The sequence below is a fragment of the Stenotrophomonas sp. ZAC14D2_NAIMI4_6 genome (assembly GCF_003086875.1).
In the GTDB taxonomy this organism is placed as follows: Bacteria; Pseudomonadota; Gammaproteobacteria; order Xanthomonadales; family Xanthomonadaceae; genus Stenotrophomonas.
Map to the genome: position 1 here is coordinate 4,090,082 of NZ_CP025996.1, position 11,821 is coordinate 4,101,902.

Here is an 11,821-nt window from a genome sequence, read left to right on the forward strand (position 1 = left end):
CGCACATGACTCTCTCTGCCTCCCCCTCCCCGTCCTGCGGCGATGACGCCGTGGCCCCGCTGCTACTCAAGCGCGGCGATCGTTTCCTGGCCCCGGATGTCTATCGCACCTGCATGGACGGCCGCCCGGCCGTGGTGAAGGACTATTCCCGCTACCGTGGCACGCCGTTTTCGCTGATCGCGCGCCTGATGGTGCGCCGCGAAGCGCGCATGCTGCAGCGCCTGGGTGGCTGGAAGCACGCCCCGGCCCTGCTGGGCACCTTGGGCGGCCTGGCGCTGGGCATGGAATTCATTCCCGGCCAGACCCTGAGCACCGCCCAGGCCGTGGGCAACGACGTATTCGAACAGCTGCAGCACGCCCTCAGCCGCCTGCACGCCGCCGGCATCACCCACAACGACCTGCACGGCACGAATGTAGTTGTGAGCGCCGGCGTGCCGGTGCTGCTGGACTTCACCTCGGCCTGGCGCGTACCGCGCTGGCTGCGCCGCAACCCGCTCAGCCGCCAGCTCAGCCGCAGCGACATGAAGAACCTGCTGAAGATGCGCCAGCGCGTGACCGGCCAGGCCCCGAGCGCCGCCCAGGCTGCGCTGGTGGCCGACCCGGGCTGGGTGTCCGCCGTGCGCCAGAGCTGGAAGCGGTTCTATAAGTGGGCCAAGCAGCGTTAAGCGCTTTGGCAGCCGGGTGGGTGCATGGCCTGGCGGCATTGAATGCCTGACGGGCATGGAATCCCTGATGGGCATGGAATGCCTGACGGGATGGAGCGCCTGGCGGGGTAGAGTCGACTGTTAGTCGACTGCTCTTCCCGTCCGTGACCGAAATGCCCGCGCTGCGCGCGTTAGTCGACTAACAGTCGACTCTACCCCCGTCCCGTTCCGACATCCCGTCCCATTTCGACATCCCATCGCATTCCGACATCCCGTCGCGTTACGACACCCCGTCGCGTTCCGGCATCCCGTCGCGTTCCAGCATCCCGTCGCGTTCCAGCATCCCGTCGCGTTCCAGCATCCCGTCCCGGTCCGACACCCCGTCGCGTTCCGGCACCCTGTCGCGTTCCGGCATTCCGGCATCCCGTCGCTCCCGCCACATCCGTCCAAGCCCTGTCATCACACCGGGCTAGGATGGGCCATGACCCTGCGCCTCCTGTTCTGTTCCTTCGCTGCACTGTCCCTGGTGGCCTGCAGCACGTCGCCCGCCCACCGCCAGGCCGCTGCACCGTCGTCGCCGCGCCTGCTGCTGGTCTCCATCGACGGCCTGCGTGCCGATGCGCTGGATCGCGGCCTGACCCCCAACATCCAGCGGATGATCGACGGCGGCGTGCGCGCACGCTGGATGACGCCTTCCTACCCGTCACTTACATTCCCCAACCACTACACGCTGGTCACGGGTCTGCGCCCCGGCCACCACGGCATCATCCACAACAGCATGCAGGACCCGCAGCTGGGTGGGTTCGAAATCAGCAACCCGGCCGCCGTCACCGATGCGCGCTGGTGGGGCGGCGAACCCATCTGGGTGAGCGCCGAGAAGGCCGGCGTGCGCACGGCCACCTGGTCGTGGCCCGGCAGCGAGGCCGCCATCGAAGGCATCCGCCCCAGCCAGTGGCAGGTGTACGACCGCAACATCGCGCTGGAAGACCGCGTACATACCGTGCTGGGCTGGCTGGCGCAGACCGGCCCGCAGGCACCGCGGCTGGCAACGCTGTACATGGAAAACGTCGACAAGGCCGGCCACATGCATGGCCCGGATTCTGCCGAGTACCGGCAGGCGATCCAGCGTGCCGATGCCATCATCGGCCAGGTGTTGGACGGCTTGGATGCACAAGGCCTGGCCGCAGGCACCAACATCGTGCTGGTGTCCGACCACGGCATGGCCGCGCTGCCGGAAGGCCAGGTGCTCAATACCGAACGCATGGTCGACCCGGCCGTTGCCGTGGCCACCAGCGTGGGCCAGCCTGTGGGGTTCCAGGCCACGCCTGGGCGCGAGCGCGAAGCCGAGCAGGCCCTGTTGGGCCGACACGACCATTACCAGTGCTGGAAGCGCGCCGAGCTGCCGCCGCGCTGGCAGTATGGCCAGCACCCGCGCACGCCGTCCATCGTCTGCGAGATGGACGAAGGCTGGGATGCGCTGACACCCGACATGCTGGCGCGCCATGCGCACGCCTACCGCGGCACGCACGGCTACAACAACACCCTGCCCTCCATGCGCGCGGTGTTCGTGGCTACGGGGCCTTCGTTTGCGGCGGGCAGAACCGTTGAAGGCTTCGACAACGTGGACGTCTACCCACTGCTGGCGCGGCTGTTGAACGTGCCGGCGGCCGCCAACGATGGCAACCCGGACACGTTTGACGCGGTGCTGCGCCCGAATTGAAAGCGCGCCACCGCTGTAGGCGCCGCGCACCCGCCGCGCGGTCGGTCTACCGGAGTGGCAGTCGTCACCCTTCATTCCGCCGGGTTGATCGCACCGGGAGGGCAGTTCGTCGCACACGGGTGTTCGCGCCAGCCAATCCCGGCTAGGGTCATCGCCTTCCACGCACAGGACTGCACCGAACCATGCGCCGCTGGCTCCTACTCGCCCTGGCTACCCTGCCCTTCACCGCCGGCGCCATCGTCATCCGCAGCGATGTGGATGACAGCGCCTACCGCGTACCGGCCTCCGAATTCCCGGCCCTGGCCGACCTGCCCGGCGAGGGCCACGGCGTCCTGATCGCGCCGCGCTGGGTAGTGACCGCCGCACACGCCGCGCCCATGGAAGGCATGGACGCCGAAGTGCAGATCAACGGTCACCCGTACCGTGTCGAGCGCGTGGTCGTGCATCCCGGTTACCGGCGCATGCCCGATGCGCTTGGTCAGGCGGCGCTGGCGTCAGGCAACCCAGGCCCCATCCATGCCTTCCTCGCCGCCTCCGATGACATCGCCCTGATCCAGCTGGCCGCACCGGTCAGCGACGTTGCGCCGGTTCGCCTCTATCGCGGCCAGGACGAAGCGGGAAAGATCGCTACCCTGGTCGGCAAGGGGGCCACCGGCACCGGCATGACCGGGCTGGCGCCGGGTGGATCGCACCGCGGGGTACTGCGCCGCGCGGAAAACGCGGTGACCGGCGGCAATGATCGTTATTTCTGGTATCGATTCGACGGCCCCGGCGGCGGCCTGCCGCTGGAAGGCGTGATCGGCAGCGGTGACAGCGGCGGGCCATTGATGATCCGCGACGCTCAGGGCTGGCAGCTGATCGGCCTGGGTTCGTGGATCACCGCAGTGCCGGAGCATGCGCTTGAAGCCGGCTATTACGGGCAAGTGGTGCACAACGTGCGCATTTCGCGCTATGCCGACTGGATCGACCGCGTGATGCGCACCGCCCCGTAGAGTCGACTGTCAGTCGACTATCGCGCGCAGCGCGGGCATTTCGGTCACGGACGGGAAGAGCAGTCGACTAACTGTGATCTCTCTGTACGTTGTTCATCCGGGACATCTCTGGAAAATGGTGGTTACCACACCTCTCCAGATCCCAAAGAGCCCGGATGAACAACCATAAAAATGCCCGTTTAAAGGCTGACCCAATGGCTGCACCACTACAACTGGCACCGTCCCCATATGGGGATCGGCGGCCAGCCACCTATCTCCAGAGTGCCGCTGAACAACGTAGTGGGTTTACACAACTAACAGTCGACTCTACCCCGTCGCGTTCCCGCACCCCGTCGCGGTTCGACACCCCGCCGCCCACACGCCCCCCACTTACAGCGCGTCAGCGTCCAGTTCACCCGTACGAATACGCACCACGCTGCCCAAGTCGTACACAAACACCTTACCGTCGCCGATCTTGCCGGTGCCCGCCGCCTTCACGATCGATTCCACCACGGCCTCCACCTGGTCGTCGGTCACCGCCACTTCCAGCTTCACCTTCGGCAGGAAATCGACCACGTACTCGGCGCCGCGGTACAGCTCGGTATGGCCCTTCTGCCGACCAAAGCCCTTCACCTCGGTTACCGTAATGCCGGTCACCCCGCGCTCGGCCAGCGCTTCGCGCACGTCGTCGAGCTTGAACGGCTTGATTACCGCCATGACCATCTTCATCGCCAATCTCCTGTATTCCGGCGTGGAGGATAGCGCCTGAACGCGCCCGGTGCGAAACCGCCCACGCCTGTGCGGGCGACCGGCCCGGCAGTATCCTTGTGGCCTGCACGGCCCGCCCGCACCCCGGAGTACCCCCATGATCGACCTGAACCAACTGGATGACCTTGCCCGCCGCCTGAGCGACCTGGTGCCGCCGGGCCTGCGCGAATCGCGCGAGGAACTGCAGGCCACCTTCAAGAGCGCGCTGCAGGCCGGCCTGGCCAAGCTGGACCTCGTCACCCGCGAGGAGTTTGAAGTGCAGCGTGCGGTGCTGTTGAAGACCCGCGAAAAGCTGGATGCGCTGGAAGCCACGGTGCGCGAACTGGAAGGGCGCGGCAGCGCGGAGTAAACGAGGCGGCGGTGCAATGCCGCCGTTACTTTGGGCCATAGCTACCGCCCGTAGCGGCGCGGTCGATGTCGCATTTGCCACAGTCAGATGCCTCATAGTGGAAAGTCCGACACATAACGTCCAATCCTTGCAGAAGCGCTGGCCTGCAAGGCTCTCGACGCCGTTCCACGCTGTGCCACAATGCCGAAAGCGACCAGGGCTTTGGCGTCTTTGACCCCATCCCCTTGGCATCTCCAACAACATCTGGCAACTCTGGTAGGGCCACCGAAAACGGGTGGTCGGGCGTCGAAAACCCGGTTTGCTGTTGTTGTTTACGCTTGTCAGCCGGCACCACCGCGCGTGGTGCCGGCTGGCAATCCGTCTGCCGGCTATGGCGGGCGGTGCGTGGGGGTCTTGTACCCGCCGGCCTCAACAGCAACCGGTTTTCGAGCCACGCATCGTCCGCCACCTTTATCGGTGGCGGCTTCTGCCTGCATGCACGGAGCCAGCCATGACCACGCCACACTCCCCGCCACCGCGCCCCATCCAGGAAGCGCCCTCACCCACCCCGGCGCGTGACCCCAACAGCCTGATCGCCGCGCTGCACAGCATCGGCGCCGGTGCTGCCGCCGACGGCCAACCCTGGCCCGAACGCCATCCGCTGCGCAGCCGGCAGATCGCCCTGGCCGACGCCGACTGCGCCCTGACCGGCCAGCGCATCGTGCAGGAACTGCTGCTGGCCGCCGAGCGCACACGCCAGAACGGCGAGCCCGATCAGTACGTGGGCGACCGCGTGATGGAGGGCCTGGTAATGGCCGATGTCGCGCTGACAGCATTCATCCACGAACGCCTGCGGCCACGGGAGTAAGCGCATGAAGAGGAACGTGTTTACCGCAGTTGCGGCCTGCATCGCGCTGTTCGGCACCGTGTGGGCCGCCTGGCCCGCGCCGGCCAGCGAACAGGTGTGGTCGTACCAGAAGCTGCAGCCGGTGGATTACCGCCAACTGCACAGCAATGCGCTCGCCTTCGTTACGGTGAAGAGGCGACAGGGGTTTGAGCTGCGCGCGCGCGATGATGGTGCGGGCCCGGTGTCATTCGAGATCCTGTGCAGAGGCGTGCAGGTGCTGGACGTGGAGAACACGGCCGCGCGCGTGGTGATCCGCATGCCCGGTGATGCGCAGCTGCGCGCGCCGGATATCGAGAACCTGCGCGCCAGTTTCGTGCGTTGGATGACCATCTATCAGAACGACAGCTGGCTGCTGATGGAGCGCGCGGGGCCGTCATGGATCGAGCGGCGGATGGAGCCGGGTGGGGCGGTGGCTGAGAGTGAGCGTTGTCTGGTTGGGAGGCATTTGGAGGCTGGTTAGGTGCGTGCCAGTCAATGCCCATGACCAGTCACACCATGTCGGCCAGCCCTCTCGGCGAGCAGAAAGCCCGCCAATTTGAGCACCTTGCCAACCAGCGGCGCAGAGGCTTGGCGGGGTGATGGGGACAGTTGCATCGCCCGCCATGCTGTCGCAATCGGCCAACATTCCGGCCGCAGCTCGGCACCAAGCCCGAAGGGGACATGCCTCACCCACAGCCTACCCACGTGGTAACGGGGCCGGCTCCAGAGGCGTCACTGCCGGAGTGAGCCTGTCAAACGACGTGACCAGCGTCGCGGCAGGAGTTCAGCACTCGTGCATACTCAGCCCAACAACCAAGCAGTCCGTTTCGCTGAACGGAAACGCCTGAACACACAAGAGAGCTGCCATGCGGCACGCCACACCACCTCCCGTTCCCCAGCGACTGCGCGAGATGCTCAAGGACTACCCGGAGCATATTCAAAAATTGCAGGCCGCGTTGAACCACGTAGCCGAAAATCCGTCTACGGGCATACCCGTAATCGAGCAGGCAATCTGGGCGCTGGAGGATGCGCTCGAGAGGTTTGCTCTGGACGCAGGCAAGGAAACCGAAGTGGCCGAAGCCAGCGGCGATCCTCTGGCTGTTGAACAGGCCGCGGCGCGAGAATCATTGATGTTCCTTGCTGCATCAAAGACTGTGTGGGTGGGAGACAGAGAGCTTTCAGAATACTTCCGGGCATCAGGGAAATTCCCTTTATGAGCTATTGACGGTCAACTGGATCCCGCGGTCCACGCAAACACCTTCCAAGAGAAGGTGCTTCCCCGGAGCCGTCTACATGACTTGCCTTCCCATGAAAGCCCCACGGCTATCATTCCAGGAACGCAGCCCGGCTCAGGAAAAGGAAGCCGGCGCCTTGCCCGCGGCATTTGTCGCCTCGGAGACACCCCAGCAAACCAATCGCATCGAATCCATTCATTGCCATTTGATCCTAACGGTCGCCAAAGCCCACCAAGCGCGCCGTCTGACGAGACCAACTTTCCAGGAGATGCTGTGCGCCGGACTCGCCACCATCCCTCAAAGAAGAAAGAACTGCATCCAATTTACGCTGAACCAGATCGGAGATTGGCGAATTCAAAAGTCGCTTCAGCGTGGCATCTGCCGCAGCGAAATCGCCAAGCCGGATGGCGGATATGTATCTTATCCACTCCGAGTAGTCGCTGGTGAAGTCAAGGCCGTCGACATAGACCAACAGATCTGCCGCCGTCCTCACCACCTCAAGGTTACTGGCGTGCGCCTTATGCATCCCGCAGAAGAAATCTTTATCCACTTCCGCGCTTGCAATTCGCTGACCTAGAGACATGTGCAGGAAGGACAAATCATCATAGGTCGGAACTACAAAGGTCCATATGTAGGTGGAGGATGGAGCAGGATCCAGCGCGAAGCCTGAGATGACATCCGGCGTATGAAATGCGATCAAGAAGTTGCCAACGACGCGCAGACCACTGCTCTTCGCCTGGCGCTTCATCCTCCAAAGTGCTATGGATTTCATGCCAAGGCACTCACCTTTCCAGAATACGGTAAAGAATAGTTCCTCGATGCAGATGCTTGTAGTAGTTGCGAGTTTCCGCTGCAGTCAGACCAGCGGCTCCCGACTTCACTATCACATCGGCACAGGTGTGTAGGCCTCCGTTCGGTTTGGGCGAGGCATGCGATCTGTCTCAAGGCTCTGTAGGAAAAGGGGACTAGCCACCCCACTGGCATGGTGCAATGAGACAGAGCGATCGGTACCCGTACCGTCGACACCCAGAATCCCCCTATCCCCTGCACCCGCAATCCCTGATGGTTTCCCACCCAGCGCTTCCCCCACCATCAAGCGCTCCCCCGCAGGAAACCACACATGAGCCTGGCACTGGTCCACAGCCGCGCCCGCGCCGGGGTCGATGCGCCGCTGGTGCGGGTGGAAGTGCATCTGTCTGGCGGCCTACCGGTCACCCAGATTGTCGGCCTGGCCGAGGCCAGCGTGCGCGAGTCGCGCGAGCGCGTGCGTGCGGCCCTGCTCTGCGCACGGTTCGACTTTCCGCAGCGGCGCATCACCTTGAACCTGGCCCCGGCCGATCTGCCCAAGGAAGGCGGCCGCTACGATCTGGCGATCGCCCTGGGCATCCTGGCCGCCAGCGGTCAGGTCGATCCGCAAGCGCTGCTGCAGTACGAGTTCCTTGGCGAACTGGGCCTGACCGGTGAGCTGCGTCCGGTCAGCGGCGCGCTGCCTGCCGCGATTGCCGCCGCCGAGGTGGGCCGCATCCTGGTGGTGCCGCCCGGCAACGCCGCCGAGGCCGCGCTGGCCGAGCACGCCGATGTGCGCGTGGCCCGCACCCTGCTGGAATGCTGTGCGGGCCTGAGCAACCCGCGCCTGCTGCCACCGGTGCAGCGCGTGGACACCACGCCGCTGCCGCTGCCCGATCTGGCCGATGTGCGTGGGCAGGCGCATGCACGGCGGGCGTTGGAAGTGGCAGCCGCTGGCGGTCATCATCTGCTGCTGATCGGCAGCCCCGGCTGCGGCAAGACCCTGCTGGCCTCGCGCCTGCCCAGCCTGCTGCCCGATACCGACGAGGCCGAGGCGCTGCAGTTGGCTGCCATTGCCTCGGTCAGTGGCGAAGGCCTGGACCCCCGACGTTGGCGGCAGCGGCCGTTTCGAGCCCCGCACCACAGCGCCAGCGCCGCCGCGCTGGTCGGTGGCGGCAATCCACCCTGCCCCGGCGAGATTTCCTTGGCCCATCACGGCGTGCTGTTCCTGGACGAACTGCCCGAGTGGAACCGCAGCGCTTTGGAAACCCTACGCGAACCGCTGGAGTCGGGCCATATCCGCATCGCACGTGCGGCGCGCAGCGTGCAGTACCCCGCGCGATTCCAGCTAGTGGCCGCGATGAACCCCTGCCCGTGCGGCTGGGCCGGCGACCGCAGCAATCGCTGCCTGTGCAGCGATGAACGCATCACCCGCTATCGCGCGCGGGTGTCGGGCCCGCTGCTGGATCGCATCGACCTGCATATCAGCGTGTCACGGCTGGATGCGGTGGAACTTCGCGAGAGCACGCCACTGGGCGAACCCAGCGCCACGGTACGCGCACGGGTGGAAGCAGCACATGCCCGGCAACGTGCACGTGGCGGGCTGAACGCCCATCTGCCGCCCGGCACGCTGCGCACCTGCACGCGGCTCAGCGAAGCCGACCAGGATCTGCTGGAACAGGCGATCGAACGGCTGCAGCTATCAGCGCGGGCGATGCACCGCATTCTGCGCGTCGCCAGGACGATTGCGGATTTGGAGGCGCGCGTGGAGATTGGAACGACCCATCTTGCGGAAGCGATTGGGTATCGGCAGTTGGATCGAGGCTGCACGTCGATTTCCCCGGGATCACGGAACGAATCTGAATCTCCCAAATAGTGACTTCTATCACCTTGGCGGCACTCGACCTTCATCAATTTGGACTGCATGATCATGATGGCATCGATACGTGCGGAGTCGTGCTGCGCTGAAAGGCGCACGCCATTGGAGTTTCGGCGACTGACCGGCCGTCGATTGAACGGAAAAGCCCAGACTACAAGGATGAATAATGAGATTCGGTTCGCGCCTACTGCTATGCGTTTCACTTTCATTGGCAACTGCGGCAGCATCCAGTCAGGAGCGCAAATCTGAATATCTTGAATCGGAGAATGCGATCGATTCAGCACCAGTGAAGACCTATGCACGCGAAGCAGGGATCGGGCTTGAAGAGGCTCGCCTGGCATTGGCGAGGGAGGAACTGGCCGCGTCTCGGATCAGTGAGTTGAGGACCGAGTTTGCAGATCGACTCGCCGGGCTTTTCTGGGCGCGTTCGCCCACCCAGCGTATTGTTGTTCGACTCACTGGCAATCGCCAGGTCGCGGACCGGAACATTCAAACGGATGCTGGCGTTGTGCCGGTCACGTTTGTCACAGGCGCAGCATTTACCGCAGCCGCGCTGGAGGCCAGCCTGCAAGCCGCCGGCCCCAAACTTCGGAAGGCCATTCCTGAGCTCAGCGGTGCATGGGTTGATGAAACCACTGGCACGATCGTGCTGGATGTTGCCGCTCCTGAAGCGTCAACGCGATCTTTCGATGCGGAGCGTGGAGCCATCGAAAAGGCAATGGGATTCCCGGTAGAGTTCCGGTTCTCGCCCCGTCCCACCGACCTAGGCACTCCGCCATCGAATGCAAGACCTGCCCTTCCGGCTGAGCAGGCAAAGCAGGCGCTGCCAAACGTTGGTGGTGGGAGGCAGCTATCTGGCGGAGCCGGACAGTTCTGCACGGCAGGCTTTGCAGTGAAGGATAGTATCTCGGGCGTCAAGGGCGTTCTGACTGCGGGCCATTGCTTCAACGATGCCACCTACACGAACTATCCGGTACCGCCCGCTATTCTGCCCACCGTGATCCTGCCCACAACAATGGTCATGGAAGCCTGGGGGGGCACCGTGGACTTTCAGTGGCACTCCTTCCCGCCCGGACAACCCGTCACTTCCGCTTACTGCACTTCGTTCAACAGCTGCTCCAATGTGGTCATTTACGGTGGTTCTCCTTCAGTGGGCGGCACCGTGTGTCACATGGGGCGTACTACTGGAAGAAGCTGCGGCAAAGTGACCACGCTTTCCTATGTGTTTCAGGGGCCGTGTTCGAACTCCGATCAAGCGACATGCCCATCGGGCACGTGGATCCGTATCGAGGGACCTGATCTGGCATGCGACTACGGCGATAGTGGGGGTCCGGTGTTCAATGGATACAACGCCTACGGCTTGGCCAAAGCGGCGCTGAGTGACGGCCCGCTTGCGGGTTCCTGCGCAATGATGGTGGTCATGCCGATAGGAAGAATTGCGCCTTACGGGCTGCGCTTGCTTTAGTAGCGCGGGATCGCGCAGGTCTACTGCCGCGAGCGCTTTGCCCATTGACCGGAAGGGCCCGTCCTCGCAAGACGGGCCATCCCTGAAGTGCACCGCAGCATCGGAACTGGGCGCCACATCAGCGACGATCTGGCGCCCATTGCCAGTGTGACCGGCACCGGCTCAGGCCAACCGCGCGCACCTCATGGCATTCCACAGGAGTATGTGCGCTGAATCAAAGGCGCCCGCCACCCCACTCAGCCCGCCTGGCCCAAGCGCACCTTCAACTGCTGGATTTCCTGCGCGCTCACGCCAATCGACTTCAGATAGCCCTCGGCGCCGCCGTACTGGCTGTGCAACGCGGCCAGGAACTGCTCCATGTTCTGCGGCGCCGTGCCGGACATGCCGGCCATCTTGCGTGCGATCTCCGGGTGCTGCTCCAGCATCGCCTTGATCTGCGCGTTCATCGCGCTGTCCTTCGGCTGCCCTTCCAGGTAGTGCGCGGAAATGGCGTAGTTGTGCACGATCTGCGCCTTCGGCACACCGGCCAGGTCCAGCAGCAGGCCGGCGATGATGCCGGTACGGTCCTTGCCCGCCGTGCAGTGGAACAGCACGGTGCCGTCCTGCTGCGCGGCAATGCGCTGGAACACCTGCTTGAACTGCGGCTGGCTGTGGCCCAGCCACTGCACATACGCTTCACCCAGCGAATCGGGGAAGGTGGTCATCATCTTCTGCAGATCCATCTTCTCGGTGCCCATCAGCGAAATGCGCTGGTAGGCGAAGCGCGCGTCATCGGCCAGCAGGTCCGGCGACTGGCTCTGTTCGTCGGCGGTACGCAGGTCGATGTCCAGCGTCACCCCGGCGGCAGCCAGCGCGTCGCGGTCGGCGGCGGTCAGGCGGCCCAGATCGGCGGTACGCACAAAGGCCGTGGCCGGAATCGGGCCGTTGCGGCCCTGCAGGCCGGCAAAGCTGCGTACGTTCCATGCGCCCTGCAGCGGAATGACGCGCTGCGCGTCGTCAGCGGTGGGCGCCACATTGGCGGTGGCTGCCGCGGCGCTGGCGGTCGCGGGGCGCGAGGCATCGGCGGCGAAGGCGGGCGCGGCCAGCGGCAGGGCCAGCATCAGGGCCAGGGTCAGTTCGGTGCTGCGGTTCATGTCGGT

At 64.7% G+C, this 11,821-nt stretch carries 13 protein-coding genes and 1 pseudogene; 10 read left to right on the forward strand and 4 right to left on the reverse strand.

Annotated features, from left to right (window positions below):
- Positions 1-5: 5 nt before the first annotated feature.
- On the forward strand, positions 6-665 hold the full coding sequence (locus C1933_RS18525) for an RIO1 family regulatory kinase/ATPase (RefSeq protein ID WP_108754430.1): 660 nt from the start codon (positions 6-8) through the stop codon (positions 663-665).
- 259 nt (positions 666-924) lie between these two features.
- Here C1933_RS18525 and C1933_RS20445 read toward each other — a convergent pair whose 3' ends face one another.
- A complete protein-coding gene (locus tag C1933_RS20445) occupies positions 925-1,059 on the reverse strand; it encodes a hypothetical protein (protein ID WP_267896392.1) in 135 nt (44 codons plus the stop codon).
- Positions 1,060-1,125: 66 nt separating this feature from the next.
- Between C1933_RS20445 and C1933_RS18535 the strand changes: the two genes are divergently transcribed.
- The 3 genes and pseudogenes from C1933_RS18535 to C1933_RS18545 all read left to right on the forward strand — a co-directional run.
- A complete protein-coding gene (locus tag C1933_RS18535) occupies positions 1,126-2,364 on the forward strand; it encodes an ectonucleotide pyrophosphatase/phosphodiesterase (RefSeq protein ID WP_108754431.1) in 1,239 nt (412 codons plus the stop codon).
- Positions 2,365-2,546: 182 nt separating this feature from the next.
- Positions 2,547-3,356 carry a trypsin-like serine protease gene (locus C1933_RS18540; RefSeq protein ID WP_108754432.1) on the forward strand — a complete coding sequence of 270 codons (810 nt, stop codon included), beginning with the start codon at positions 2,547-2,549 and terminating at the stop codon, positions 3,354-3,356.
- A 186-nt stretch (positions 3,357-3,542) separates the two neighbouring features.
- A pseudogene (locus C1933_RS18545) lies at positions 3,543-3,653 on the forward strand (integrase core domain-containing protein); the annotation flags it as partial.
- 72 nt (positions 3,654-3,725) lie between these two features.
- Here the strand turns inward: C1933_RS18545 and C1933_RS18550 are convergent.
- Entirely contained in the window at positions 3,726-4,064 is a 339-nt protein-coding gene (locus C1933_RS18550; protein ID WP_108751139.1) for a P-II family nitrogen regulator, read from the reverse strand.
- Positions 4,065-4,200: 136 nt separating this feature from the next.
- Between C1933_RS18550 and C1933_RS18555 the strand changes: the two genes are divergently transcribed.
- The 4 genes from C1933_RS18555 to C1933_RS18570 all read left to right on the forward strand — a co-directional run bounded on the left by C1933_RS18555 (position 4,201) and on the right by C1933_RS18570 (position 6,534).
- Entirely contained in the window at positions 4,201-4,452 is a 252-nt protein-coding gene (locus C1933_RS18555; RefSeq protein ID WP_108754433.1) for an accessory factor UbiK family protein, read from the forward strand.
- A 490-nt stretch (positions 4,453-4,942) separates the two neighbouring features.
- On the forward strand, positions 4,943-5,299 hold the full coding sequence (locus C1933_RS18560) for a hypothetical protein (RefSeq protein ID WP_108754434.1): 357 nt from the start codon (positions 4,943-4,945) through the stop codon (positions 5,297-5,299).
- 4 nt (positions 5,300-5,303) lie between these two features.
- Complete coding sequence (locus tag C1933_RS18565; RefSeq protein WP_108754435.1) at positions 5,304-5,798, forward strand: cold-shock protein; 495 nt, start codon at positions 5,304-5,306, stop codon at positions 5,796-5,798.
- A gap of 430 nt (positions 5,799-6,228) precedes the next feature.
- The gene (locus C1933_RS18570; RefSeq protein WP_108754436.1) at positions 6,229-6,534 is read left to right on the forward strand and encodes a hypothetical protein; all 306 of its coding nucleotides are present in this window, start codon (positions 6,229-6,231) and stop codon (positions 6,532-6,534) included.
- 229 nt (positions 6,535-6,763) lie between these two features.
- Here the strand turns inward: C1933_RS18570 and C1933_RS18575 are convergent, their stop codons facing one another.
- Positions 6,764-7,324 carry a hypothetical protein gene (locus C1933_RS18575; RefSeq protein ID WP_159094017.1) on the reverse strand — a complete coding sequence of 187 codons (561 nt, stop codon included), beginning with the start codon at positions 7,322-7,324 and terminating at the stop codon, positions 6,764-6,766.
- Positions 7,325-7,672: 348 nt separating this feature from the next.
- Between C1933_RS18575 and C1933_RS18580 the strand changes: the two genes are divergently transcribed.
- Together C1933_RS18580 and C1933_RS20170 are read left to right on the forward strand one after the other, a co-directional pair.
- Positions 7,673-9,214, forward strand: a complete 1,542-nt coding sequence (locus C1933_RS18580; RefSeq protein ID WP_108754438.1) for a YifB family Mg chelatase-like AAA ATPase — start codon at positions 7,673-7,675, stop codon at positions 9,212-9,214.
- Between the two features lie 169 nt (positions 9,215-9,383).
- Complete coding sequence (locus C1933_RS20170) at positions 9,384-10,682, forward strand: S1 family peptidase (RefSeq protein ID WP_159094018.1); 1,299 nt, start codon at positions 9,384-9,386, stop codon at positions 10,680-10,682.
- Positions 10,683-10,918: 236 nt separating this feature from the next.
- Here C1933_RS20170 and C1933_RS18585 read toward each other — a convergent pair whose 3' ends face one another.
- Positions 10,919-11,815 carry a tyrosine-protein phosphatase gene (locus C1933_RS18585; RefSeq protein WP_108754439.1) on the reverse strand — a complete coding sequence of 299 codons (897 nt, stop codon included), beginning with the start codon at positions 11,813-11,815 and terminating at the stop codon, positions 10,919-10,921.
- Between the last annotated feature and the right edge of the window lie 6 nt (positions 11,816-11,821).